The sequence below is a fragment of the Pantoea conspicua genome (assembly GCF_002095315.1).
Classification (GTDB): domain Bacteria; phylum Pseudomonadota; class Gammaproteobacteria; order Enterobacterales; family Enterobacteriaceae; genus Pantoea; species Pantoea conspicua.
Map to the genome: position 1 here is coordinate 187031 of NZ_MLFN01000128.1, position 26799 is coordinate 213829.

Annotated in this window: 18 protein-coding genes, 2 tRNA genes and 3 pseudogenes; 15 read left to right on the forward strand and 8 right to left on the reverse strand. The window is 57.5% G+C overall.

Going from position 1 to position 26799, the window contains the following annotated elements; translation table 11 throughout:
- Positions 1 to 11: 11 nt before the first annotated feature.
- Positions 12 to 1627, reverse strand: a pseudogene (locus tag HA41_RS20360) ((2,3-dihydroxybenzoyl)adenylate synthase).
- 10 nt (positions 1628 to 1637) lie between these two features.
- Positions 1638 to 2816, reverse strand: coding sequence for an isochorismate synthase (locus HA41_RS20365; RefSeq protein ID WP_094122301.1), 1179 nt, complete (start codon positions 2814 to 2816; stop codon positions 1638 to 1640).
- 177 nt (positions 2817 to 2993) lie between these two features.
- Between HA41_RS20365 and fepB the strand changes: the two genes are divergently transcribed.
- The gene (gene fepB / locus HA41_RS20370; RefSeq protein WP_094122260.1) at positions 2994 to 3953 is read left to right on the forward strand and encodes a Fe2+-enterobactin ABC transporter substrate-binding protein; all 960 of its coding nucleotides are present in this window, start codon (positions 2994 to 2996) and stop codon (positions 3951 to 3953) included.
- On the opposite strand, the gene entS is transcribed toward fepB, so the two are convergent.
- Positions 3948 to 5201 (reverse strand): enterobactin transporter EntS, encoded by a 1254-nt coding sequence (entS, locus tag HA41_RS20375; protein WP_094122261.1) that lies wholly within the window; start codon positions 5199 to 5201, stop codon positions 3948 to 3950. The two genes, fepB and entS, sit on opposite strands and share 6 nt — an antisense overlap.
- A 145-nt stretch (positions 5202 to 5346) precedes the next feature.
- Between entS and fepD the strand changes: the two are divergent.
- From fepD to HA41_RS20390, 3 genes and pseudogenes are all read left to right on the forward strand, one after another.
- Positions 5347 to 6337 (forward strand): annotated as a pseudogene (fepD, locus tag HA41_RS20380) (Fe(3+)-siderophore ABC transporter permease).
- Positions 6334 to 7314, forward strand: coding sequence for an iron-enterobactin ABC transporter permease (gene fepG / locus HA41_RS20385; protein ID WP_094122262.1), 981 nt, complete (start codon positions 6334 to 6336; stop codon positions 7312 to 7314). Before fepD ends, fepG begins: the two are co-directional and overlap by 4 nt.
- Positions 7311 to 8107 (forward strand): annotated as a pseudogene (locus HA41_RS20390) (ATP-binding cassette domain-containing protein). Before fepG ends, HA41_RS20390 begins: the two are co-directional and overlap by 4 nt.
- A gap of 53 nt (positions 8108 to 8160) precedes the next feature.
- On the opposite strand, the gene HA41_RS20395 reads toward HA41_RS20390, so the two are convergent.
- The 3 genes from HA41_RS20395 to fes form a co-directional block, all read right to left on the reverse strand.
- On the reverse strand, positions 8161 to 12087 hold the full coding sequence (locus HA41_RS20395; RefSeq protein WP_094122263.1) for an enterobactin synthase subunit F: 3927 nt from the start codon (positions 12085 to 12087) through the stop codon (positions 8161 to 8163).
- Positions 12080 to 12289 carry an MbtH family protein gene (locus HA41_RS20400; protein ID WP_094122264.1) on the reverse strand — a complete coding sequence of 70 codons (210 nt, stop codon included), beginning with the start codon at positions 12287 to 12289 and terminating at the stop codon, positions 12080 to 12082. The genes HA41_RS20395 and HA41_RS20400 overlap by 8 nt, the downstream gene beginning before the upstream one ends.
- 103 nt (positions 12290 to 12392) lie before the next feature.
- A complete protein-coding gene (fes, locus tag HA41_RS20405; RefSeq protein WP_094122265.1) occupies positions 12393 to 13610 on the reverse strand; it encodes an enterochelin esterase in 1218 nt (405 codons plus the stop codon).
- Positions 13611 to 13862: 252 nt separating this feature from the next.
- On the opposite strand from fes, the gene HA41_RS20410 reads away from it, so the two are divergent.
- Positions 13863 to 16118 (forward strand): TonB-dependent siderophore receptor, encoded by a 2256-nt coding sequence (locus HA41_RS20410; protein ID WP_094122266.1) that lies wholly within the window; start codon positions 13863 to 13865, stop codon positions 16116 to 16118.
- 64 nt (positions 16119 to 16182) lie between these two features.
- Here HA41_RS20410 and dacB read toward each other — a convergent pair whose 3' ends face one another.
- Positions 16183 to 17616: a serine-type D-Ala-D-Ala carboxypeptidase gene (dacB, locus tag HA41_RS20415; protein WP_094122302.1), complete on the reverse strand. Its 1434-nt coding sequence runs from the start codon at positions 17614 to 17616 to the stop codon at positions 16183 to 16185.
- Between the two features lie 248 nt (positions 17617 to 17864).
- On the opposite strand from dacB, the gene greA reads away from it, so the two are divergent.
- Positions 17865 to 18341 carry a transcription elongation factor GreA gene (greA, locus tag HA41_RS20420; protein WP_094122267.1) on the forward strand — a complete coding sequence of 159 codons (477 nt, stop codon included), beginning with the start codon at positions 17865 to 17867 and terminating at the stop codon, positions 18339 to 18341.
- A 106-nt stretch (positions 18342 to 18447) separates the two neighbouring features.
- Here greA and yhbY read toward each other — a convergent pair whose 3' ends face one another.
- Positions 18448 to 18741, reverse strand: a complete 294-nt coding sequence (gene yhbY / locus HA41_RS20425; RefSeq protein ID WP_008925418.1) for a ribosome assembly RNA-binding protein YhbY — start codon at positions 18739 to 18741, stop codon at positions 18448 to 18450.
- A 127-nt stretch (positions 18742 to 18868) separates the two neighbouring features.
- Here yhbY and rlmE point away from each other — a divergent pair, with 127 nt between their 5' ends.
- The 9 genes from rlmE to nusA all read left to right on the forward strand — a co-directional run bounded on the left by rlmE (position 18869) and on the right by nusA (position 26783).
- Complete coding sequence (gene rlmE, locus HA41_RS20430; protein WP_031375418.1) at positions 18869 to 19498, forward strand: 23S rRNA (uridine(2552)-2'-O)-methyltransferase RlmE; 630 nt, start codon at positions 18869 to 18871, stop codon at positions 19496 to 19498.
- A gap of 113 nt (positions 19499 to 19611) precedes the next feature.
- Positions 19612 to 21540 carry an ATP-dependent zinc metalloprotease FtsH gene (gene ftsH, locus HA41_RS20435; RefSeq protein WP_094122268.1) on the forward strand — a complete coding sequence of 643 codons (1929 nt, stop codon included), beginning with the start codon at positions 19612 to 19614 and terminating at the stop codon, positions 21538 to 21540.
- A gap of 80 nt (positions 21541 to 21620) precedes the next feature.
- Positions 21621 to 22460 (forward strand): dihydropteroate synthase, encoded by an 840-nt coding sequence (gene folP / locus HA41_RS20440; protein ID WP_094122269.1) that lies wholly within the window; start codon positions 21621 to 21623, stop codon positions 22458 to 22460.
- Positions 22457 to 23791 carry a phosphoglucosamine mutase gene (gene glmM / locus HA41_RS20445; RefSeq protein WP_094122270.1) on the forward strand — a complete coding sequence of 445 codons (1335 nt, stop codon included), beginning with the start codon at positions 22457 to 22459 and terminating at the stop codon, positions 23789 to 23791. Before folP ends, glmM begins: the two co-directional genes overlap by 4 nt.
- Before the next feature lie 216 nt (positions 23792 to 24007).
- Positions 24008 to 24346, forward strand: coding sequence for a preprotein translocase subunit SecG (secG, locus tag HA41_RS20450; protein WP_094122271.1), 339 nt, complete (start codon positions 24008 to 24010; stop codon positions 24344 to 24346).
- A gap of 37 nt (positions 24347 to 24383) precedes the next feature.
- Positions 24384 to 24470 (forward strand) — tRNA-Leu (locus HA41_RS20455).
- A 59-nt stretch (positions 24471 to 24529) separates the two neighbouring features.
- Positions 24530 to 24606, forward strand: a tRNA-Met gene (locus HA41_RS20460).
- 212 nt (positions 24607 to 24818) lie between these two features.
- The gene (rimP, locus tag HA41_RS20465; protein WP_143807390.1) at positions 24819 to 25271 is read left to right on the forward strand and encodes a ribosome maturation factor RimP; all 453 of its coding nucleotides are present in this window, start codon (positions 24819 to 24821) and stop codon (positions 25269 to 25271) included.
- 24 nt (positions 25272 to 25295) lie between these two features.
- Positions 25296 to 26783 carry a transcription termination factor NusA gene (gene nusA / locus HA41_RS20470; RefSeq protein WP_094122273.1) on the forward strand — a complete coding sequence of 496 codons (1488 nt, stop codon included), beginning with the start codon at positions 25296 to 25298 and terminating at the stop codon, positions 26781 to 26783.
- Positions 26784 to 26799: the final 16 nt, after the last annotated feature.

Below are 26799 nucleotides of genomic sequence, written 5' to 3' on the forward strand. Positions count from 1 at the left end.
CTCCGGACAGATCAGGCTTGCGCTTGTTGATCGGCAAGTTGTTGGCGCAGACGTTTTTTATCCACCTTGCCGACAGGGGTCAGCGGCAGGGCATCTACGCAGGTAATACGGTCGGGCAGTTTGAATTCCGCTACCCCCAGTTCACGCAGGTGGCGACGCAGCGCCACCGGTTTCACCGGCTGACGGGCGACGATAAAGGCGCAGCTCTTTTCACCCATCAGCTCATCGTTCATCGACACCAGCGCCGCGTGGATCACATCGGGATGACGCTGCAGCAGATTTTCGATCTCTTCCGCCGCGATCTTTTCACCGCCGCGGTTGATCTGATCTTTCTCCCGACCCTGAACAATGATGTTGCCCTGCGGGGTGATCTCAATCAGATCGCCGGAGCAGTAAAAGCCCTGTTGATCAAAGCTGGCGGCGTTATGTTCCGGGCTGTTGTAGTAGCCGCAGAAGGTATAAGGCCCGCGCGTCATCAGACGGCCAATGGCCCCTGTCGGCAGCGGATTGCCCTGTTCATCGGCGACCCATACTTCATCATCCGGGGAGATCGGACGACCCTGGGTGGTGAGAATGGTGGTTTCATCATCATCAAGCCGTGTGTAGTTCACCAGGCCTTCTGCCATACCGAACACCTGCTGCAGTTTGCAGCCAATCTCTGATTGAATGCGCGCCGCCAGCGTTTCACCCAGCTTCGCGCCGCCAACCTGAATGCGTTGCAGTGACGCCAGTGCGGCATTGCTGCCCCATTCCTGAATCGCCTGCAGCCACAGACTCACGGCGGGCGGAACCAGACCAGTATCGGTCACCTGATGCTTTTCAATCAGCGGGAAGCAGAGTGTGGCGCTGGGATCGGCGGCCAGAATCACCTGTCCGCCTGCGTAAAACACCCCCAGTGCGCCCGGTGAGCTCATCGGAAAATTATGCGCAGCGGGCAGGGCGATCAGATAACGGGTTTCAGCGGTCACGCCACAGATCACGTCACTCTCGCGGATGCTGTAATAGTAATCGTTATGGGTGCGCGGGATCAGTTTTGGCGTGCCGGTGCTGCCGCCTGACAGCTGGAAAAGGCCACTTCATCACCCGCGGTCGGCGTAGCGACGAAATCACCCGCCGGTTCGGCCAGCAGCGCTTCAAGGCTGTTTTCAGCCTGACCGGCGCCGCGCAGAATCACCTGCTGTAGCGTGTCATGATCGCGGCACAGCTGGTCAATAAACGCATCATCGGCGAATAGCGCATGGTTGCGATCGGCAATCAGCAGGCGGGGCGCAATCTGACTGGCGTACGCCGTCAGCTCAGTGCGCTGATGGCTGAACAGCGCGTTAACCGGCGCGACGCCAATTTTAAACAGCGCAAACAGCGTCAGGTAAAACTCCGCCACGTTGCCGAGTTGCACCAGCGCGGTATCACCCGATTTCAGGCCACGACGCTGCAACGCCGCTGCCAGGTTGTCACTTAAGCGGGCCAGCTGGCGGTAAGTGAACTGTCGGTCGCCATCAATCACCGCCACGCTGTCGCGCTGCTGGTGGCGTTCAAGGATGTCGGTCATCGGCAAATCCAGCCAGTAACCTTTTTCGCGGTAACGCGCGGCCAGATCGTCAGGCCAGCGGCTGTAGGAAATGGTCATACAGGTTCCTTTATTGCAGTCCAAAAGCGCGAAGCATGGTGTCAAGTTTGACGCCGGTTTCACGCCATTCTGATTCCGGTTGTGAGTCAGCTACGATGCCTGCGCCAGCAAACAGTCGCACGCGCGGGCCATGCACCGTGCCGCAGCGAATGGTCACGACCCATTCGCCATTGCCCTGGTCGTCGCACCAGCCGACAATGCCGCCAAACAGCTGACGTTCGAACGGTTCGAGTTGCTGAATCAGCTGCTGGGCGCGCTGATGCGGGAAGCCACTCAGGGCCGGGGTCGGATGAAGCAGACAGGCCAGCGACAGCGCATTTTCGCGAGGGTCGAGCACCTCGCCCTCAATCAGGGTGGCGAGATGCCATAAGGTTGCGGTGGTGATCAGCGACGGCTCCTCTGGTACCGCCAGCACACGGCTGCGCGCTTGCAGCGTGGTGCGCATCGCATCGGTCACCAGCTTATGTTCATGGCGATCTTTGTCTGACTGCATCAGGCTTTCGCCTGCCGCCTGATCACGCTGTGGATCGGCATCACGGCGGGCGGAACCGGCCAGCGGACAGGAGCTGAAACTGTGGCCCTGTTTGCGGATCATCAGTTCCGGGCTGGCCCCGACCAGCGCACCGCCTTTCGGCAGCGGCAGATGAAAGTGATAGCTGTTCGGGTTTTGCGCCACGATGCGTTGCATCAGGTCAGCAGTATCCACCGGCTGTTCAGCGGTAATATCCATCAGCCGCGACAGCACCACTTTATCCAGCTCGCCACGCTGCGTTGCAGCAACCGCCTGCGCCACCATATCGGTGAACATGTCATGATCCGGTATCGCCGTGCGGCGGCTCACCTGGGGCAGTTCATTTTCACGGGTTGCGTTCACCGCGTGCAGATCGGCGCGGTTAAAGGTCTGCCAGGACTCAGGGATAAACAGCGCCGATGGCTGATTGACGTCAAACGGAATCGCGCCCACCAGAATCGGGTTCGCAATCCCCTGTTTTCTGGCAGAGGCAAAATGGTGCTGCAATTGTTGCTGAAAATCCCCTGTCAGCGCTTCGCCATCATTCACCGGGGCGGTCAGCGTGGTGAAACAGCCTTGCGTGGTCAGGCTTTGCCAGGGAGAGGTAAACAGGAAACCGCGGCACAACGCGGAGAAATCCTGCAACAAGGGATGTTCAAACGTCAACGATTCCACCATAATTTTCACCTATAAATGATAAGATAATTAATAATGATTATCATTTGTATTGTGGCCCAGTAACCTACGTTGATTAGCCGGAAGTGTCAATAAATACGCGGTGTTTCGGCTGCGTTTTCCTGTTAAATCAGCACAAACAGCAGGGCAAATTGCCAGCATAAAAGTGGACTGAAATTTATGACTAAACGTGGTGTAAAGGCGGCAATCGCGCTGTTTTTCTTCAGTATCAGTTTCATGGCTGCGGCCCAGAACGGCTGGCCGCGCACGATAACAGGCGCGAAAGGCAGTGTGACTTTATCCCAGGCGCCAACCCGCATTGTCTCGACCAGCGTCACCCTGACCGGATCGCTGCTGGCGATTAATGCCCCGGTGATTGCCAGTGGTGCAACGGCACCCAACAGCCGGCTGGCCGATGGGCAGGGATTCTTCCGTCAGTGGGGCGAGGTGGCAAAACAGCGCGGCGTGAAACGCCTCTATATTGGTGAACCCAATGCTGAAGCGATTGCGGCGGAAGCACCGGACCTGATTGTGGTCAGCGCCACCGGCAATGATTCGGCGATTAAACTGGTCGATCAGCTGACCGCTATCGCACCGGTTCTGGTGATCAACTATGACGATAAAAGCTGGCAGCAGCTTGTGACACTGCTGGGTGAGGCAACCGGCCATGAAGCTGACGCTGTCGCCCGCATCAGCGCGTTTGATGCGCAGGAAAAAAGGCTTAAATCCGCATTGACGCTGCCGCCGCAGCCGGTCTCCGCCCTGGTGTGGAACGGCGACGGTCGCGCCGTCAATCTGTGGACTGAGGCATCGGCGCAGGGAAAATTGCTGCAGCAGCTGGGGTTCACTCTGGCCACACCGCCTGCCGACATGCAGCACGGTCACAGCATGGGGCAGCGTAAAGACATTGTTCAGCTGTCAGGGGAAAATCTGGCGGCGGGATTAAATGGTCACTCGTATCTGCTGTTTGCTGCTGAGCCGCAGACCGCAGAGCAGGTCATGAAGAATCCTTTCCTGGCGCAAACCCCGGCGGTGCGTGCCAAAGCGGTTTACGCGCTGGGGCTGGATACCTTTCGTCTTGATTACTACAGCGCCAGCAACCTGTTGAACCGGCTGGAGGCGCTGTTCGTTAAATCATAATGCGGACTCTTCCGTTTGCGTCGGCGCAGGCGGTTGATAACGGCGCAAACGCGCCATCAGTAACCACATCACCACACCCAGCACGGTGGCAGCCAGGCCCAACAGGCCTGCCGCCTGCTGCGGCAGCAGCAGTGAACCCATCGCGCCAATCATCGCCGCGCCAATCGCATCGCCGGTAACATTTTGTGCCGTCCACAGGCTGTTGATCCGCCCAAGCAGCGCATCCGGGGTCAGCGTCTGGATCAGGGCATATTGCACCAGGCTGTTGATGGCGCTGAAATAGCCAAACACGGCGAGACAGACCAGGCTCAGGCTGAACCACGGCATCAGGCTGAACAGGCCCAGGGCAATAAAAGCGGCAATGGCGCTGGCCAGAATCAGGCGGCCCGGCTGCGGTGACTGCGCCAGCCGGCCGCTGGTTAAGGCCCCGAACGCGGCCCCGAGCGGCACGGCGGCATACATCAGCCCCAGCTGCTCCAGCCCAACTTGCCAGTGCGGTGCCAGCGCCGGATAGAGTACGCGCACCGCACTGGCTAAGGTCACCAGCGCGCCGACCAGCGCCGCCATACCCACTATCGGGCTGGCAAACAGAAAACCAATTCCCCCCGATAACGCTTTCAGTGGATGCTCACGCCGTTGTGGCGGTGGGGCAAGCGTCGGCAGGCGCAGCAGGGTGAGTACCGTCAGTAAGGTACCAAGCGCCGCCAGTCCATAGTTCCAGGCGACGCCGCCGTGGGCAATGACCAGTCCGGCAATTGCCGGTGACAGAATGGCACCAAAGCGCACCGTCAGCATGGTGATCGCGCCCGCTTTCATAATATTTTCACGGCCCACCAGCGCTGGCGTAGCGGCCAGCAGCGCGGTGACACCGATGGCACCAAAAAAGCCATCCCACAGGCCCAGCACAAACACCGCGATCACCGAGGGAACAGGCAGCAGTGCATTAACGCACAGGGCGATAAACCCAAGGCCGCAGGTTGAACGGGCAAACAGGATCAGGCGCCGGCGCTCATAGCGATCGGCCAGTACGCCACCGGTCAGCAGGCCAATAAACATGCCGGCTCCGGCCAGCGTCACCGCCAGACCCACCAGCAACGGCGATTGGGTTAACTGTTGAATCTGTACCGGCACGGCGACCGCCAGCATACCGAGCGCGACAATCGAGATGAAGCGAGCAATAAACACGGCGCGAAAAGCGGGATGGGTTTTCAGCAGGCTGAGATCGATAAAGTGGGAGGGTTTGTTCATAACGTCGCCTTTTTGCACCCATTTTCCTCATCATTGAGTTTGCGAGTCATGGTAACATACAAAAAATGTGTAATAACGATAACAAGTATCATTATCATAATGGTTTCTATCCCGATGCCATTGAATCCGTAAAGGTTTAACTGTGATGCGTCAATTCCGTGTAATAGCAGGCTCAGGGATGCTGCTGTTGCTGCTCCTCGCGCTCAGCCTGATGCTGGGTGCCAAATCCATTGCCTTCCATGATGTCACCCAGGCGTTGCTGACCCGCTGCTCCAGCGCTGACTGCATCATTGTGCGTGACGCCCGACTGCCGCGTACCCTGGCCGGGCTGCTGGCGGGCGCAGGTCTTGGCGTGGCGGGCGCACTGATGCAAAGCCTGACGCGAAACCCGCTGGCCGATCCCGGCATTCTGGGGATTAATGCCGGGGCCGGCTTCGCGGTGGTGCTGGGCATTGCGCTGTTCGGTGCCGATTCCCCGGCTGACTGGCTCGGTTTTGCCTTTGTCGGCGCGCTACTGGCATCGTTGCTGGTGGCGCTGACTGGCGCGATCGGTGGCGGACGGGTCAATCCGGTGCGGCTGACGCTGGCCGGGGTCGCGCTGGGCGCGGTGCTGGAAGGCTTAACCTCCGGCTTATCGCTGCTGAATCCTGACATCTATGACCATCTGCGTTTCTGGCACAGCGGTTCGCTGGATATCCGCAATTTTGCCATTCTGCGCACGACGTTTCCTGCGGTGGCGGTCGGCTCTCTGCTGGCGCTGCTGCTGGCGCGGTCGCTTAACAGCCTCAGCATGGGGGGGTGACATGGCGACGGCGCTGGGTACCCGCGTTGTCCGCACCCAGCTGACCGGGCTGCTGGCGATTGCGTTGCTGAGCGGGGCCGCCACCGCCGCGGTAGGTCCGATTGCCTTTGTCGGATTAATGACGCCGCATCTGGCACGCTGGCTGCTTGGCAACGATCATCGCTGGATGCTGCCTGGCACCCTTGTTATCACGCCCTGTCTGCTGCTGGCCGCCGATATTCTCGGCCGGGTGCTGGTGCCGGGCGAGCTACGTGTGTCGATTGTGACGGCGATTCTCGGCGCGCCGATGCTGATTGTGCTGGTGCGCCGCAAGGCTGGCAGAGGTGCGGTATGAAACGCGCCGCACTCAATGGCACCTGGCTGCTGCTGGCCTGTCTGGCGCTGGCCTTCCTCGGCGTGACGCGCGGCACCCTGCCGATCTCGTCGGCACAGCTATGGCAGGTGATCAACGGTGAGGCGGCACGCAATATTCAGCTGATCGTGCTGGAATGGCGTCTGCCGCGGGTGATGATGGCGCTGCTGATTGGTGCTGCGCTGGGTGTCAGCGGCGCCATTTTCCAGTCGCTGCTGCGCAACCCGCTCGGCAGCCCGGACATCCTGGGTTTTAACACCGGGGCTTACAGCGGGGTGCTGGTGGCGCTGGTGCTGTTTCAGCAGAATATGGAAGGCATGACGCTGGCGGCACTGACTGGCGGCTTGCTGACCGCGGGCGTGGTCTGGCTGTTTAGCTGGCGCAACGGTGTAGATACCTTCCGGTTGATTATGGTGGGTATCAGCGTGCGGGCATTGCTGATGGCGCTGAATAGCTGGCTGATCATCAGCGCTTCACTGGAAGCGGCATTGAGCGCCGGATTGTGGAGCGCTGGCTCGCTGAACGGTATCAGCTGGGCGAAAACCACGCCGGTGATCAGCGTGCTGCTGCTGGCGCTGCTGGCGACGTCGCTGCTGGCGCGGCGCATGCGGCTGCTGGAGATGGGCGATGATACCGCCTGCGCGCTGGGCGTACCGGTTGAGCGCAGTCGTATTTTGCTGATGCTGGTCGGGGTGATCCTGACGGCGGCGTCAACCGCGCTGGTCGGGCCGATTTCGTTTATCGCCCTGCTGGCACCGCAGATCGCCCGCCGGCTGTGTGGCGGCATCAAAGGTGCCTTGCCGCTGGCGGCGCTGTGCGGCGCGCTGCTGCTCACCGCCGCTGACTACGCCGCGCAGCACTTTTTCCTGCCCTATCAGCTGCCGGTTGGCGTCATCACGGTCAGCCTGGGCGGACTTTATCTGATTGCTCTACTGGTGCGGGAGGCGCGACGCCAATGACAGTGACAACACGTTTGCAGGGCGATGCGCTGACGCTCGGTTATGACAAAAAATCGTGGCGGAGAACCTGTCGATCACCATCCCTGACGGGGAACTGACGGTGATTATTGGCCCCAATGCCTGCGGGAAATCGACGCTATTGCGCACCCTGAGCCGGCTGGCCGCGCCGTTACGGGGTGAGGTGCTGCTGGATGGCAATGCCATCACCCACTACTCCACCAAAGAGGTGGCGCGCCGGCTCGGGCTGCTGCCGCAAAGCTCGAATGCGCCTGCCGGTATCAGCGTCAGTGAACTGGTGGCGCGCGGGCGTTATCCGCATCAGCCGCTGTTTGGCCGCTGGCGTCAGGAAGATGAGGCGGCGGTGCAGCAGGCGATGCTGGCGACCGGCGTTGCCGACCTGGCACAGCAGCCGGTCGATACGCTGTCCGGCGGTCAGCGGCAGCGGGTCTGGATTGCGATGGTGCTGGCGCAGCAAACCCCGCTGCTGTTGCTGGATGAACCGACCACCTGGCTGGATATCGCTCATCAGATTGAGCTGCTGGAACTCATGCAGGATCTTAATCAGCAGCATGGCCGTACGCTGGTGGTGGTACTGCATGACCTTAATCAGGCGTGCCGCTATGCCAGCCATTTGATCGCCATGCGTGATGGAGAGATTATTGCGGAAGGCAAACCGGCCGACATCGTGACGCCGGCGCTGATTGAGGCCATTTACGGCCTGCGCTGCATGATTGTTGACGATCCGGTGGCGCATACCCCGATGATAGTGCCGCTGGGACGTGCAGCCCGCTGATCCCGCCTTCAGCCGCCGGGAAGGCGCGCAGCAGTAAGCCGCGCACCGACAGATTAAAACGCGGACAGCAACTGCTGCAGACGTGGCCCAATCTGCTCAAACATCCGCGGCGAAATGATCTCGACGTGGGCGCAATCCAGCGGCCATATCTCCAGTTGGGCAACGTAAGGCGACCAGGCACGGCGGGCATCCTGACCGGGCTGCTGCGTCTGCTCCGCCAGGAACAGAGTGGCACGACCGTTAAAGCGCGCGCTGCGGGCGGTAGCCAGCAGTCGCACCGAGCTGGCGTAGTTGGCTTCGATGGTGGTAAACAGCGCCTCCATCCCTTCACCTGCCTGCTGGCGTTGCGCGGCGATAAACTGTTCGCGCTCCCGGTTAACCTCTTCCAGTACCGCCGGGTCCAGCACGTTCTCCCCACGCTTTTCATCCCAGTTCTGCGTCTCTGGCGGCCAGGTGTCCAGCAGACCGAGGAAAGCAACGGTTTCACCTGCCGCTTCCAGCCGCGCCGCGATACCCTGCGCCAGCGTTCCGCCCAGCGAATAGCCGAGGAAATAGTAAGGACCGTGCGGCTGCTGCTGACGAATCGTTGCCAGGTGCGCGTCACACACCGCATCGAGATGCTGTGCCTGGTTGAGCGGACTGGCGAGGTCTGGCGATTGAATGCCAAGCAGCGACCAGCGCGCATCGAGATAACGTTGCAGCACGCTGAACTGCCAGGCAAAACCGGAGGCCGGATGGAAACAGAACAGCGTCGGCCCGTTGCCGCGCCGCAGCGGCAGCACCGCTTCAAAGCCGGCCCGGCTGGCCTCAGCCGGTTCACCGCTCAGCAAGGCCGCCAGTTTTTCCACCGTGGAGGCGACCATAATCTGGCCGACCGAAACCGGCTGATTAAGATGATGGCGCAACTGTGCCGCCAGCCGCATCGCCAGTAACGAGTGGCCGCCGAGGGCGAAGAAATCATCCTGGGCGCTGACCGACTCCCGTTCCAGCAGGGTGGCGAACGCCTGCGCCAGCGTGGTTTCCAGACCCGGAAGCGGGGCACGACCGGCTTCTGCTACCTGCGTTTGCGGCAGCGGCAGCGCTTTACGATCCAGTTTGCCGTTGCTGCTGAGCGGTAATGCGGCCAGCTGGACAATGGCGACCGGCACCATATGTGCCGGTAACTGCATCGCCAGTGTCTGCCGCATCGCTGCGGCATCAATCGGCTGATCCGCCACCACATAGCCCACCAGCTGGCGGGCATCACCCTGCTGATCGTCTCTGCCGCCCAGCACCCGTGCGTGCGTTACCGCCTGCACCACGCCGGGCAGGGCCGCCAGCGCGTGATCAATTTCATTCAGTTCAATGCGCTGGCCGCGAATTTTGAGCTGGTCATCGCTGCGGCCGAGGTATTCAACGGCACCGTTATTCAGCCAGCGTGCGACATCACCGGTGCGATACATCCGGCTGCCGTCGCCATACGGATCAGCGACAAAGCGGCTGGCGGTCAGGTCGGGACGGTCCAGATAACCGTGCGCCAGCTGCACGCCGGTCAGATAGAGATCGCCGGCCACGCCAGGCGGCACCGGTTGCAGACGGGCATCCAGAATCCGTAAGCCGGTATTCCAGACCGGGTAGCCAATTGGCACGCTGGCACCCTCAACCGCCGCCAGTCCGGCACCCGATGCCGGGTAGTAGCTGACATCCACCGCTGCTTCGGTCGGACCGTAGAGATTGTGCAGGGCGATCTGGGTCAGCGTTTGCCACTGACGTGACAGATCGGCCGGTAACGCTTCGCCGCTGCAGAACACCTGGCGCAGCGTCGCGCAGCGCGCTACGGCATCATCATCCTGCAGCGTGGCGACAAAGGCAGCCAGCATCGATGGAACAAAATGGGTCGTCGTAACGCGATAGCGGGTGAAGAGCTGTTGCAGCGCCTCCGGATCGCGATGTGCATCTGGCGGGGCCATTACCAGCTGTGCGCCAGTCATTAGTGGCCAGAAGAATTCCCACACCGACACGTCGAAGCTGCTCGGGGTTTTCTGCAACACCACATCATCATTGCCGAGCGGATAGTGATCCTGCATCCACAGCAGGCGGTTGACGATCGCCTGATGGCTGACCAGCACCCCTTTTGGCCGACCGGTGGAGCCGGAGGTGTAGATAAGATAAGCGCCATCCTGCGGACGCGGCTGCTGACCGATTGCCGTCCGGACCGGGGTAAGCAGCGCGTCGTAAAACAGTGGCGTGACCGGTGAAAGGGCCGCCAGTCGGCCAGCCAGTTCACGGCAGGTGATCAGGGTTTTCGGTGCGGCATCTTCCAGCATCATCTGCAGGCGGTCGTCGGGATAGCCGGTGTCGAGCGGCAGATAAGTGGCGCCCGCGCTGACAATGGCCTGCAGCGCCAGCGACAGGAAGATCGAGCGCGGCAGCGCGACGGCAACGATATCGCCCGCTGCCACGCCCTGCGCAATCAGCTGCTGCGCCAGCGCCGCCACCTGCTGCTGCATCTGTTGATAATTGAGCTGATGCGCCTCATCCGCCAGCGCCGGTGCCAGCGGGGTACGCTGTGCCTGGCTGAGCAGCAGGCTACTCAGCGTCTCCGCCGGCAGCGGCATCGTCGTGTTATTGAGGGTCGCTAACTGCTGATGTTCAGCGGGCGTCAGCATATCCAGTTCGCCGCACGGAGAGTCGGGACTGGCGGCCAGCTGTGACAGCATCAACGCAAAACGGCTGGCATGTTGTTTCAGGGTCGCTTCGCGGTAGCGCTCTGCGTTTGCCAGCAGCTCCAGCGTCAGGTCGCCCTGTTCACTGAGGTAGATGGCAATTTCCAGATCGCGTACCGGACCAGAGGCGAGTTGATGGGTCACGCCTTCAATACCCGCAAAATCGAGCTGATAATCGAACATCTTGAGGTTGATGACCGGTCCGTAGAGCGGATCGCTGTCACCGGAGCGGCCAAGATCACGCTGCACCTGCTCGGCATCGTAGCGCTGATGACGACGCATTTTTTTTATTTCGCCCGCCAGTTGCGCAGCCAGCACGCTGAGCGGCTGGGCCGGATCGCTGCGCACCGCCATCGGCAGCACATTGATCACCGGACCGGTGGCGCACAGTGCGGCGGAACCGATGCGGCGCATAAAGATGAAACCTGCCGCAAAGTCATTTTGTCCGGTAAGGCGCGCCAGCCAGAGTGAGACCAGCGCAATCGCGGTGTCCGCCGCGCTGAGCTGCTGCTGTCGGGTATGCGTCAGCAACGTCTGAAATGCGCTGCGATCCAGCGCAAAGGTATGTCGCAGCAGATCGGTAGTGGCGCTCTGACCGGCCAGCGGCAGATCGGACAGCGAGGCGGGCGCGGGGAGCTGCGCGCCTTTTTCGCGCCAGAACTGCGCATCACGCTGCCAGCCGGTGGATTGCTGATAACGCTGGTACTCGTCAACCACCTCCCTGAACGGGGTAAAGGGCGTCGGCCCCGGCGCTTCATCGCGTAGCCAGGCGCTGTAGAGATTGGCGATACGGCGGGTCAGTGCGGTAAAACTGAAGCCATCGACCACCAGATGGTGATAACGCTGATACCAGTACCAGTGATCGTCACTTAATCGCAGCAGGCTGTGATGATAAAGCGGCGCGCCGCTCACCACCCGCAGGTCACCGGACATATCCTGCTGCATCAGCGCGCGAGCCGCAGCTGCGGGATCGGCTGAATTGCGCAGGTCAATCATCTGCGGCTCAGCAAAGCGCTGCGGCGCAGGCCACTGCAGTGGTTCGCCATCCTGCTCGCCAAACGCCATATTCAGCGTGTCCGCTTCCTGCATTCCGGCAACAATGGCTTTGGCCAGCAGCGCGCTGTTGATCGCCCCGCGCAGCTCGACGAAGTGCGCGACCGCATAGGCATTGGCGTGCGGAGATAGCTGGTCTGCCATCCAGATGCCGGGCTGAGCGGCCACCAGCGGCAGTGTAGTCTGGTCGGTCAGATTCGGGTTCGTGGTGATCTCAGACATTGTCGCTCCCGCTGTTCGGGCGAATATCGTGCCAGTGTTCATTCAGCCAGCTCAGGCAAAGCGCCTGTGGCTGCGGCCCAAACACCGGCTGCCAGCCTGCCGGAATAGCACGGAAAGCGGGCCACAGGCTGTACTGCTGCTGATTATTGATCAGTACGCGACATTGCTGCTGCGGATCGTCGAAGGGGTTGAGTTGTTGCATATCGGTCTCCTGCCCATGAAGTGCGGGCGAGATCTCGCCCTTATCCTGCACGCCGCGGCTGACCGCGATCGGCCTGCTGCGTGCAAAAGGGGAGATAAGCGAATCAGGGGTATTGCCACATTGCTTTAAGTCCGGCCAGCAGGCCGCCGCGCCAGCACAGCGCGTCGTGTCCCCCTTCAACCGGGTGATAGCTGACCTGATGTCCGGCCACGATTAAATCACGCTCAAGCTGTTGATTCGCTGCCAGAATCAGCCGCTCTCGCCGTCCTGCTTCGAGGTAAAAGCGGCGCGGCGGTGCCTGCAGCAAACCTTGTTGTAATTGTTGCGGTAACCAGCCGTTGGGGTTACCGCGTTCCGGCCACCAGAAGGAGCCGGAAAGGCTGATGGCGGCACCAAAGGTCTCTGGCCAGTTTAAGGTGGCGTAGGCTGCGGAGAGTCCACCAAAACTCTGTCCCGCCACCAGCGTGCTGCCGTCCTGCATCCGGCAGGGAACAGCCTGCTGAACCAGCGGCAGGAGTTCATGCTGAACCGCCAGCCAGAAATCGGGATTGCAGGGCAGTTCCCGGCTGCGGTGTTCGCGATCGATGATGTCGATCATCACGTAGACTGCCGGTGGCAGTTCACCTGCGGCGGTGAGCTGACGGAGTGGACCGGCAACCGGCATGGTCTGCGCCCAGAACTGACCATCCAGCAGTAACGCCAGCGGACGTTCGCCAGGTTGCTCATCGCCGCTACAGTAAACCCATACTCTACGCTGGTTGCCCAGCCGTTCGCTGCGCCACAACAGTGATTGCAGCGGAATATCTGCCGGATGGCCGCGATCAACATCGCGCCACAGCGACTGATCGGGCGCCAGCGGCAGATGCAGCGGTGAAACCGCCATCCCACGCCCTCCTGCCCAGCCGCGCAGTGGATTAAGCGGATCCGGCTGCGCCGAAGGGAATTTTTCCTGCCACCATTGCCGCAGCGCCTGCATATCCGTCTGGCCGTCGAACCTCTCCGCCTGGCTATCGGGCATCAGGCAGTAACTGCCGCGCCACTCAGCGGGCAGAGTGGTTTGCCACCACCAGACATCGGTATGGGGAACGCGTATTAAGGAGGAGGGTGCAGCGGATTGATGGTGATCGGTCACGCCGGTGATATTGATCCAGACGTGACGCGTGGCTGAGTGTGACTCATCGCCGTGCGGATCACGCCAGAAGAAGGTGACCTGACAGGTTCCCTCATCACCGGGTTCAATCAGGGGAATGCCCTGTTGCTGCTGCTGTTGCCACCAGGCGTCACTGCCGGTCATTTCATTTAACCACGTCATACGCGCCATCAGTTAATCACTGCACTTGATTAGGGTCTTGCATGTTATGAATAATACTATTGATAATTATTTTCATTTGCAATAGGGTGTTTCCGCTCTACAGGGAGCGCGCGCATCCTCTCTGCCGTATCGGGCTTCAGACCAGGTGTAAGGTTGCCTGATATGGGTCCGCAGAGAACTGGAATGCGTTGCAGGCAAGGTACTTACCTTTTCACCGGCGCGCCGGCAGTGGCCTTTCGCTGGCAATCCAGGAATAAAAAAATGAAAAAGTTATCCCGGCTTTCGTTAGCCATTATGATTGAACTGGGTTTCACCACCGCTCTCATTTCTACCGGTACAGCAGCCGCTGAGCCAGGCATCACCAGCTACGCCTCCGATACTGCCAGCGAAACCACCATGACGGTGACGGCCGCCCAGCAGACGCTGCAGGCACCCGGTGTCTCCACCATCACCGCCGACGAAATCAAAAAACGTCCGCCCGCGCGCGACGTCTCTGAAATTATTCGTACCATGCCCGGCGTTAACCTGACCGGTAACTCCACCAGTGGCCAGCGCGGTAATAATCGCCAGATCGATATTCGCGGCATGGGCCCGGAAAATACCCTGATTTTAATCGATGGCCTGCCGGTTACCAGCCGCAACTCGGTGCGTCTTGGCTGGCGCGGCGAGCGTGATACGCGCGGCGACACGAACTGGGTTCCGCCAGAGCTTATTGAGCGGATTGATGTCATTCGCGGTCCGGCCGCCGCCCGTTACGGTAACGGTGCCGCAGGTGGGGTAGTGAACATCATCACTAAAAAACAGATGGATAATCAGTGGCACGGCTCCTGGAGCGCCTATTACAACGTGCCGCAGCATAGCGACGAAGGCGCAACCAAACGCACTAACTTTAGTCTGGAAGGGCCGTTAGGCGACGATTTCAGTTTCCGGCTGTATGGCGGGCTGGCAAAAACCCAGGCCGATGCTTACGACATTAATGAAGGTCATGCCGCTGAACGCACCGGTACCTATGCTGGCTCGTATCCTGCAGGTCGTGAAGGTTCGGTGAACAAAGATATCCACGCCTTACTGCGCTGGGCCTTTGCCCCGATGCAGGCGCTGGAGTTGGGCGCTGGCTACAGTCGCCAGGGCAACCTGTATGCCGGTGACACCCAGAACACCAACACCAATGCGCTGGTGAAAAGTAAATATGGTGAGGAGACCAACCGCCTCTATCGTCAGAACTTCTCGCTGAAGTGGACCGGCGCCTGGGATAATGGCATTAGCACTGATACCTATGCACAGTATGAGAACACCCGTAACTCGCGCCTGAATGAAGGGCTGGCGGGCGGCACCGAAGGGATCTTCTCTAACAGCAACTTTAATACCATCCAGCTGGATGATGTGCTGTTGCACAGTGAAATCAGTATTCCGTTCGAATGGCTGGTCAACCAGACCGCGACTCTCGGCACCGAGTGGAACCAGCAGCGGATGAAGGACCCCTCCTCGACGACCCAGGCGGCCAATTACGGTTCAATCCCGGGCGTCGCCACCACCGGACGCAGCCCCTATTCTCAGGCGGAAATCTTCTCGCTGTTTGCTGAAGACAACATTGAACTGACCGACAGCACCATGCTGACGCCAGCGCTGCGTTTCGATTACCACTCTATCGTGGGCAATAACTGGAGCCCGTCACTTAATCTGTCACAAGGATTAGGCGATGACTTCACGTTGAAAATGGGGATTGCCCGCGCCTACAAAGCCCCGAGCCTCTATCAGACCAACCCCAACTACCTGCTTTACAGCAACGGTCAGGGCTGCGCCGCCAGCACCGGTGCCTGTTATCTGATGGGCAACGACGATTTAAAAGCGGAAAACAGCATCAATAAAGAGATTGGGCTGGAGTGGAAGCATGAGGGTTATCAGGCCGGTCTGACCTGGTTCCGCAACGACTACCGCAATAAGATTGAAGCGGGTACGCTGCCCACCGGTACTGCCTCGAACGGTACGACCGACATCTACAAATGGGAAAACGTACCGAAAGCGGTAGTGGAAGGTCTGGAAGGGACGGTCAACGTGCCGTTCTCAGACAGCGTAAGCTGGAACAATAACTTCACCTACATGTTGCAGAGTAAGAACAAAGAGACCGGCGATCGGCTGTCGGTGATCCCGGAATATACCCTTAACTCGACGCTGAGCTGGCAGGCGACGCAGGATCTGTCGTTGCAAACCACGCTGACCTGGTACGGCAAACAGGTCCCGAAAAAGTATGACTACAAAGGCAATCCGGTCACCGGCAGCGCCACTGATGAAGTCAGTCCTTACTCAGTAGTAGGCATGAGCGGCACCTATGACGTCAACAAATATGCCAGCGTCACCGTAGGGATCGACAACCTGTTCGATAAGCGCCACTTCCGCGAAGGCAATGCGCAGACCACCGGTAACGCCACGACGGGTGCTTATCTCTACGGTGCCGGCGCCAATACCTTTAACGAATCGGGCCGCACTTACTATATGAGTGTCAACACCCGCTTCTGATCGGTTTAGCGCTAAAAAAAACGCAGCGTCCCGGAGGATCGCTGCGTTTTTTTGTGCCGGATAATCAGTTGTTCTGATTAATATCGCGGTAGAGCCGGCTCTCAAATCGCACCAGCGGAATCCGGCGGGTACGCTGATTTTCCGGTGGCACCGCGTAGCCGGAGAGGAACTGCACAAAGGCCACCCGCGCGCCGCTGGAGGTGGTGATAAAGCCCGCCAGGTTGTAAACCCCCTGCAGTGAACCGGTTTTCGCCGACACCTTGCCATCCAGTCCCGCCTCATGCAGTCCGCCACGGTACTGCAGCGTGCCGTCATAACCAGCCAGTGGCAGCATCGAGATGTAATCCAGCGTGCTGTCATTCTTTGCAATGTACTGCAACACCTGCATCATGGTTTGCGGCGAAATCAGGTCATGACGAGAGAGACCCGAACCGTCGACCTGAATGCTGTTCCCCATGTCGATATTGGCTTTGGCTTTCAGGATGCGACGAATCGCGTCCTGTCCGGCACGGAAAGTCCCCGGCACGTTGAAGTAGTGATGGCCTATGGTACGAAATACCGTATCCGCAATCATGTTGTCTGACTTCTTGAGCATGGTGTGCAGCAGGGTATGCAGTGGTGCCGACTGGGTCGAGGCCAGCACGGTACCTGGCTCGGTGGCCTGCGACTGACGTACCAGATGCCCGCTGTAATCGATCTCCGCCGCCCGCAGTTCCGCTTTCAGGATCTCACCTGCCCAGGCCGCGCCATCCTGAACGGCAAAGGCCAGCGGCAACGGTTCGGCGCGTTGACGCATACAGCCGGTCAGGGTATAGCGGTTGAGTTCGCCCGGCACCACGTCCAGTTCGCAATATTGCCCTTCGCCGCTGTTGCGGCCGATGGTGCGTACCTGGCTGTACATATGCGCCGGATAGTAGGAGGCGATACGGACAAATGCGTTCTCGCCCGGCGTACTCGCGCTGTAGAGCGAGACAGAGAAACAGTTTTTATCCACGATAGCGGCACCTGGCGGGGCGCTGAAGCACTGGGTCAGATCGTTCCACGGCCAGCCCGGCGCCATGTCATGGCTGGCAAAAACCGAGGTATCAATCACCAGATTGCCTTTAATATGGGTGATACCCTGTTTCTTTAACGCCGCCACCATGTTGCGCAGATCCTGTCGGCTTAAGGTGGGATCGCCGGCAAAACGTGCCACTAAATCGCCGTTCAGCGTACCATCGACCAGCGCGCCTTTGGTCTCAAATGTGGTCTGAAAACGGTAGTCTCCGCCCAGTTCCAGTAAAGCCGCCAGCGCTGTCACCACCTTCATGGTACTGGCGGGTAACGCCATCTGTTTTCCGTGGTAATCAATAATCGGCGTTGATGCACCCACTTTCTGCACCATCAGCGCCAGATTGGCGCCATCTGGCAGATACTGCATGTATTCATCAACTGGCGCTGCTTGTGCCTGCAGCATAAATGCACAGGTTAATCCGGTAACAAGTCGTGAAAATCGCATAATCTCGCGGTAACTGGCAGGTGAAGCCGTCAATACTACGTCGCTGGACGGTGGAAAGTAAACGATGACCCGCAGTGAACTCTGGGGTAAAATACGTATCAAATTGCAAAACCCTTTTCTGGCCTGGAACACTATCCGGGTCAGGATTCTTTTGTTTGCAAAACCGGCTAATGCGTCGCAGAACGCTTTTTTCTGCAGTCACCGGTCAGGATGACACCGTTAAACAGGTTAGATGACGAGGAGCTTAAATGAATCAGATTCCGATGACGTTAAGAGGCGCTGAAAGATTGCGCGAAGAGCTGAACGAGCTGAAAACCGTGAAGCGTCCGCGCATTATTGCCTCTATCGCTGACGCGCGCGAGCATGGCGACCTGAAAGAGAATGCGGAATATCATGCCGCACGTGAAGAGCAGGGCTTCTGTGAAGGCCGTATTCAGGAGATTGAAGCCAAACTCTCTAATGCGCAGGTCATTGACGTGACCCAGATGCCAAAAACCGGCCGCGTGATTTTCGGCGCGACGGTTACTGTGCTGAATATCGAGACCGACGAAGAGTCGACCTATCGTATCGTGGGGGATGACGAAGCGGATTTTAAGCAAAATCTGATTTCGGTCAATTCACCGATGGCACGTGGCCTTGTGGGTAAAGAGGCCGATGATGTGGCCATTATCAAAACCCCTGGCGGCGATGTTGAATATGAAATTCTGAAGGTGGAATACCTTTAAGATGTTGCTACGCTTTGAAAAGCGTTAAAGCACAATGTAAAGAAAGGAAAAAGGCCGCATTGCGGCCTTTTATCTGAGGTAAGAGCATGGCACTTTCTTTGCCCACTTAACGTGGCAGAGAAATTTTGCTCTCTTTAGACGGGCGGTACAGCACCAGCGTTTTGCCGATCACCTGTACGTTGCTGGCGCCGGTTTCACGCACGATAGCCTCAACGATCAGCTGCTTCGTTTCACGATCTTCTGAGGCAATTTTCACCTTGATCAGTTCGTGATGGGCGAGAGCCTGCTCGATTTCGGCCAGCACGCCTTCGGTCAGGCCATTACCACCCAGCATAACCACTGGCTTGAGCGGATGGGCGAGGCCCTTGAGGTGCTGTTTTTGTTTGGTACTTAGATTCATCGTAGTTTTTTACTTACTCAGGGATTGAAAACGGTTCATTCTACCGCCATCTCGGGTATATCACCAAATCGACGCAACCCATTGCGTGCAGGTTTATCGCTACGATGACGATTTAGTTGGAAATAATATGACGGGTAAAAAGCGTTCGGCCAGCTCCAGCCGCTGGCTCCAGGAACACTTTAGCGATAAATATGTGCTTCAGGCGCAGAAAAAAGGGTTGCGTTCGCGCGCCTGGTTTAAACTTGATGAAATACAACAGGGTGACAAGCTTTTCAAACCCGGCATGACCGTGGTAGATCTGGGTGCTGCACCCGGTGGCTGGTCACAATATGTGGTACAGCAAATTGGGAACAAAGGTCGCGTTATTGCCTGTGATATCCTGCCTATGGATCCGATTGTCGGTGTTGATTTTCTTCAGGGCGATTTTCGTGAAGAATCAGTGATCAATGCGCTGCTTGAGCGCGTCGGCGATCAGAAAGTTCAGGTTGTCATGTCCGATATGGCACCGAACATGAGTGGTACACCTGCCGTAGATATTCCCCGGTCGATGTATTTAGTCGAGCTGGCGCTGGAAATGTGTCGCGATATTCTGGCACCCGGCGGCAGCTTTGTAGTGAAAGTGTTTCAGGGAGATGGCTTCGATGAATACCTGCGGGAAATTCGCTCCCTGTTTACGAAAGTGAAAATTCGTAAGCCGGACGCTTCACGGTCACGTTCACGTGAAGTGTACATTGTGGCGACTGGGCGCAAACTATAACCAAATTGCTGGAGAAGTCCGCAGTTTTGCTGCGATTCCATGTATGAAGGATCTATAGTACCCTACGCTATCTGTTAACACCGTTGTAATATGAGGTTAATCCCTTGAGTGACATGGCGAAAAACCTGATTCTCTGGTTAGTCATCGCGGTCGTGCTGATGTCAGTATTCCAGAGCTTTGGGCCCAGCGAGTCGAATGGCCGTAGGGTTGATTATTCAACCTTCCTGTCGGAAGTGAACCAGGATCAGGTCCGCGAGGCACGTATTAACGGGCGTGAAATTAACGTTATTAAAAAAGACAGCAATAAATATACGACCTACATTCCTGTCAATGATCCCAAGTTGCTCGATAACCTCTTGACCAAAAACGTCAAAGTGGTTGGCGAACCACCGGAAGAGCCAAGCCTGCTGGCGTCGATATTCATTTCGTGGTTCCCGATGCTGCTGCTGATCGGGGTGTGGATCTTCTTTATGCGTCAGATGCAGGGCGGTGGCGGCAAGGGCGCGATGTCCTTCGGCAAAAGCAAAGCCCGCATGCTGACGGAAGACCAGATCAAAACCACTTTCGCCGACGTTGCCGGGTGTGACGAAGCGAAAGAGGAAGTCGCCGAGCTGGTGGAATATCTGCGTGAACCGAGCCGCTTCCAGAAGCTGGGCGGTAAGATTCCGAAAGGCGTGCTGATGGTCGGTCCTCCGGGTACCGGTAAAACCCTGCTGGCGAAAGCGATTGCCGGTGAAGCGAAGGTGCCTTTCTTTACCATCTCCGGTTCTGATTTCGTTGAAATGTTTGTCGGTGTCGGCGCATCTCGTGTGCGTGACATGTTCGAACAGGCCAAAAAAGCCGCGCCGTGCATCATCTTTATCGATGAGATCGATGCGGTAGGCCGTCAGCGTGGCGCGGGTTTGGGCGGTGGTCATGATGAACGTGAGCAGACGCTGAACCAGATGCTGGTTGAGATGGATGGTTTCGAAGGTAACGAAGGTATTATCGTTATCGCCGCGACTAACCGTCCTGACGTGCTTGACCCGGCGCTGTTGCGTCCAGGCCGCTTCGACCGTCAGGTTGTGGTGGGCTTGCCAGACGTACGTGGCCGTGAGCAGATTCTGAAAGTGCATATGCGCCGTGTTCCGCTGGCGACCGATATCGATGCGGCAATCATTGCGCGTGGTACGCCTGGCTTCTCTGGTGCTGACCTGGCTAACCTTGTCAACGAAGCTGCGCTGTTTGCTGCCCGTTCAAACAAGCGTGTGGTATCGATGGTTGAGTTTGAGAAAGCGAAAGACAAAATCATGATGGGTGCGGAACGCCGCTCTATGGTGATGACGGAAGCGCAGAAAGAGTCAACCGCCTATCACGAAGCAGGCCATGCCATCATTGGACGCCTGGTGCCTGAGCACGATCCGGTGCATAAAGTGACCATCATTCCGCGCGGTCGTGCGCTGGGTGTGACCTTCTTCCTGCCTGAAGGCGACGCAATCAGCGCCAGCCGTCAGAAGCTGGAAAGCCAGATTTCAACCCTGTACGGCGGTCGTCTGGCCGAAGAGATCATCTACGGTGCGGAACGTGTTTCTACCGGTGCGTCGAACGACATCAAAGTCGCGACCAACCTGGCACGTAACATGGTGACGCAGTGGGGCTTCTCTGAAAAACTGGGTCCACTGCTGTATGCTGAAGAAGAGGGCGAAGTGTTCCTCGGACGTTCCGTCGCGAAAGCGAAGCATATGTCCGATGAGACCGCCCGCATTATCGACCAGGAAGTTAAGCATCTGATCGACAGCAACTACCAGCGTGCTCGCCGCATTCTGGGTGAGAACATGGACATCCTTCACGCGATGAAAGACGCGCTGATGAAGTATGAAACCATCGATGCACCGCAGATCGACGACCTGATGGCGCGCCGTGAAGTGCGTCCGCCAGCGGGCTGGGAAGACCCGGGTAGCAGCAACTCTGACAGCAACGGCACGCCAAAGGCGCCGCGTCCGGTCGATGAACCGCGTACGCCAAACCCAGGCAACACCATGTCAGAACAGTTCGACAAATAAGACGTCACCTCGTCAGACAAAACCCCGGCTGGTCCGGGGTTTTTTATATCCAGATAGTGATCAGCAAGGAGTGATTCGCCATGAAGTTGTTCGCCGGTGATTCCCATCTCGATTTATCCTTTCCCCATGTGATGGGTATTTTAAATGTCACGCCCGACTCCTTTTCCGATGGCGGTAAACATAACGCGCTGGTCGATGCGCTGACGCACACCAATGAGATGGTCAATGCCGGCGCAACCATCATCGATGTCGGCGGTGAGTCGACCCGTCCGGGGGCTGATGAGGTTAGCGTCGAGCAGGAGCTGGAGCGCGTCATTCCGGTGGTCGAAGCGATTGCCCAGCGTTTCGAGGTCTGGATCTCGGTTGATACCTCCAAAGCTGAGGTGATTCGTGAATCAGCGCGAGTGGGCGCTCACATCATTAATGACGTTCGTTCGCTCTCTGAGCCAGGTGCGCTGGAAGCCGCCGCTGAGACAGGCCTGCCGGTCTGTTTAATGCATATGCAGGGCGAACCCCGCACCATGCAGCAGGCGCCACACTATGAAAACATCCTGAGCGAAGTGGACACTTACTTCGCGCAGCAGATCGCGCGTTGCGAAGCGGCGGGAATCAAAAAAGAGCGGCTGATACTCGACCCGGGCTTCGGTTTCGGTAAAAATCTTAGCCACAACTATGAACTGCTGGCTCATCTCAGCGATTTTCACCATTTCGGCCTGCCCCTGCTGGTGGGCATGTCGCGCAAATCGATGATAGGTCAGCTGTTGAATGTCGGTCCGTCACAGCGTTTAACCGGCAGCCTGAGCTGCGCGGTCATCGCTGCCATGCAGGGAGCACAGATTATTCGTGCTCATGATGTTAAAGAGACGGCCGAAGCGATGCGCGTGGTCGAAGCGACCCGAAGAGCAAAAGGAGTATCATGAGTAATCGTAAATATTTCGGTACAGATGGCATTCGTGGCAAAGTCGGTGAAGCACCAATCACCCCCGATTTCGTCCTGAAGCTGGGCTGGGCCGCAGGGAAAGTGCTGGCGCGGCACGGTTCGAAAAAAATCATTATCGGTAAGGACACCCGCATCTCCGGCTACATGCTGGAGTCAGCCTTAGAGGCCGGTCTGGCGGCCGCTGGCCTGACTGCTGCCTTTACCGGACCGATGCCGACGCCAGCTATCGCCTATCTGACCCGGACTTTCCGCGCCGAAGCGGGGATTGTAATTTCGGCGTCGCATAATCCGTTCGACGATAACGGCATTAAATTCTTCTCCTCTGAAGGCACCAAGTTGCCGGATGATGTTGAAGAGGCGATCGAACTGGAGATGGAAAAACCGATTACCTGTGTTGAATCTGCCTTGCTGGGCCGTGCCAGCCGTATTGTTGATGCAGCCGGACGCTACATTGAGTTCTGCAAAGGGACCTTCCCCAGCGAACTGAATCTGAATGGCCTGAAAATTGTGGTCGACTGCGCCAACGGGGCTACTTACCACATCGCGCCCAATGTCTTGCGTGAACTGGGTGCGACCGTAATTGCTATCGGTGTCCAGCCAGATGGCATGAACATCAATAAAGAGTGTGGTGCCACCGATCTCAAACTGCTGCAGCAACGCGTACTGGCGGAGAAGGCTGATATCGGCCTGGCCTATGATGGCGACGGCGATCGCATCATGATGATTGACCATCTGGGTGAAAAAGTTGATGGCGACCAGATCCTCTACATCATTGCGCGTGAAGCACTGCGTCAGGGACAACTACGCGGTGGCGTAGTGGGCACACTGATGAGTAATATGGGACTGGAGTTGGCGCTGAAACAGCTTGGCATTCCGTTTACCCGAGCCAAAGTCGGTGACCGTTATGTGCTGGAGAAGATGCAGGAGAAGGGCTGGCGGCTGGGTGCGGAGAACTCTGGTCATGTGATTTTGCTGGATAAAACCACCACCGGCGACGGTATCGTGGCAAGTTTGCAAGTACTCACTGCGATGGTACGTAATCATATGAGTCTGCACGACCTGTGCAGCGGCATGAAAATGTTGCCTCAGGTGCTGGTCAACGTGCGCTTTACCGGCGAAGGCGATCCGCTGCAGAGCGAAGCGGTGAAGAGCGCGACGGCTGAAGTGGAAAAAGCGCTGGCGGGTCGCGGTCGGGTGTTGCTGCGCAAGTCGGGCACTGAACCTCTGATTCGGGTGATGGTAGAGGGCGAAAACGAAGCGCAGGTCACCGATCTGGCTAACCGGATTGCCGACCAGGTGAAAGCATTTTAATGGCCTGACAGGCGGTCGGCGCGTTGCCGAACCGCCTGTAAAATCACCGGGATGGCGTTTTTTTCTGCAATCAGTCTGGGTAGTAAAAATTGCACTTGCAGAGATATGCGCCTTTGGTTAGTATTCACACCCGCTTCTGATGGGTGATGACGAGACTCCCCATCAATACTGGTTGAAGCTTTAACTGTACGATTACCGTGCAAGGAACAGGATGATATGTACCAAGCTCTTTTAGTAGTTTTCCTTATTGTAGCTATCGCCCTCGTGGGTATGATCATGCTGCAGCAAGGCAAAGGCGCTGATATGGGAGCCTCATTCGGTGCAGGCGCATCCGGTACGGTGTTTGGTTCTTCGGGTTCAGGTAATTTCATGACTCGTACAACCGGCATCTTAGCAGCGCTGTTTTTCATCATCAGCCTGGTTCTGGGTAATCTGAACAGTAATAAAGCGTCTAAAGGAAGCGAGTGGGAAAATCTTACTGCGCCGGCACAGTCTTCTCAACAGACTGAAAAGCCAGCTCAGCCGGTCACGCCGGGCAGCGATATTCCTAAGTAAGATCGTCAGCACAACGAATCGTTGTGGTCAGTGCAGTGCCGTGGTGGTGGAATTGGTAGACACGCTACCTTGAGGTGGTAGTGCCCGATTGGGCTTACGGGTTCAAGTCCCGTCCTCGGTACCAAATAGCAGTATCCCTTGCATTTTATGCAGGTCTGGCGTAATATTCGCCACGTTTTCGGACGCGGGGTGGAGCAGCCTGGTAGCTCGTCGGGCTCATAACCCGAAGGTCGTCGGTTCAAATCCGGCCCCCGCAACCAATTTTCCCTTTGAGTTCTTTTTCAAATATACTGTATGCATCGACGGACGCATTCACGGTTATTTTTTGAAAGAAAATTCTTTGGATGGAGTCCGGGCCGCATCGCGGCGTACAGGGTCCAGTGATTAAAAGCCCCGAATATTCGGGGTTTTTTGTTATTAGCGAATCGTAATACTGGGCTATAGGCCCTTTTTTTATGTCTTGGGGGTGGGCTTGTCCACATTAGAGCAAAAATTGACAGAGTTGGTATCGGCTCCGGTAGAAGCGCTGGGCTACGAACTGGTTGGAATTGAATTCGTTCGTGGTCGCACATCAACCCTGCGCATCTATATTGATAGTGAAGATGGCATCAATGTCGATGATTGCGCCGATGTCAGCCACCAGGTAAGTGCCGTAATGGATGTGGAAGATCCCATTACCGTGCCTTACAACCTTGAAGTCTCCTCACCGGGACTCGATCGTCCTCTGTTCACTGCAGAACACTACGTCCGTTTTATGGGCGATGAAGTGAGTCTGGTGTTGCGTATGGCCGTTCAGAACCGCCGTAAATGGCAGGGAATCATCAAGGCTGTTGATGGCGAGATGATCACGGTGAACGTTGAGGGTAGCGATGAAGTGTTCGCGCTGAGTAATATTCAGAAAGCGAACCTGGTCCCCCACTTTTAAAAGTCCGGATTGAGGCTAACCAGGATGAACAAAGAGATCTTAGCTGTTGTAGAAGCCGTTTCTAACGAAAAAGCCCTGCCGCGTGAGAAAATCTTCGAAGCGCTGGAGAGCGCGCTGGCGACTGCGACCAAGAAAAAGTACGAGCAAGAAATTGACGTACGCGTCAGCATTGATCGCCGTAGTGGCGATTTCGATACGTTCCGCCGTTGGGAAATCGTAGAAGAGGTGACGCAGCCGACGCGCGAGATCACGCTGGATGCGGCCCGCTTCGAAGATGAAGCATTCAATCTGGGCGAATATGTTGAAGATCAGATTGAATCGGTCACCTTTGACCGTATCACCACCCAGACTGCTAAGCAGGTTATCGTGCAGAAAGTGCGCGAAGCCGAGCGTGCGATGGTGGTTGATCAGTTCCGTGAGCATGAAGGCGAAATTATTACTGGCGTGGTGAAGAAAGTTAACCGCGACAATATTTCTCTCGATTTAGGCAGCAATGCCGAAGCGGTGATTCTGCGCGAAGATATGCTGCCGCGTGAAAACTTCCGCCCAGGTGACCGTATTCGTGGCGTGCTCTATTCTGTTCGCCCGGAAGCGCGTGGCGCGCAGCTGTTCGTGACGCGTTCCAAACCGGAAATGCTGATTGAGCTGTTCCGTATTGAAGTGCCAGAAATTGGCGAAGAAGTGATTGAAATTAAAGCCGCTGCTCGTGATCCGGGCTCGCGCGCTAAAATTGCAGTCAAGACCAACGACAAACGTATCGATCCGGTTGGTGCCTGTGTGGGTATGCGCGGCGCGCGTGTTCAGGCGGTTTCCAGTGAACTGGGCGGCGAGCGTATCGATATCGTGCTGTGGGACGATAACCCGGCGCAGTTTGTTATCAACGCCATGGCTCCGGCCGATGTGGCGTCAATCGTGGTTGATGAAGATAACCACACCATGGATATCGCTGTAGAAGCTGGCAATCTGGCTCAGGCGATCGGCCGTAACGGCCAAAACGTGCGTCTCGCTTCACAGCTGAGTGGCTGGGAGCTGAACGTAATGACCGTCGATGATCTGCAGGCCAAACATCAGGCTGAAGCCCATGCAGCAATCGATATGTTCACCAAACATCTCGACATCGACGAAGAGTTCGCCACCGTACTGGTGGAAGAGGGCTTCTCTTCGCTGGAAGAACTGGCCTACGTGCCAATCAACGAGCTGTTGGAAATTGACGGCCTCGACGAAGAGACCATTGAAGCCCTGCGTGAACGAGCAAAAAATGCGTTAACCACCCTGGCACTGGCGAAAGAAGAGAGCCTTGGTAACCAGCAGCCCGCTGAGGATCTTCTGAATCTTGAAGGTCTGGATCGTGCTCTGGCTTTCCGCCTGGCGTCGAAAGGCGTTTGCACGCTGGAAGATCTCGCTGAGCAAGGTGTTGACGATCTGACGGATATTGAAGGCATGTCTGATGAGCAAGCCGGCGCGCTGATTATGGCCGCCCGTAATATCTGCTGGTTCGGCGATGACGCGTAATAACAGGAAGGAACAG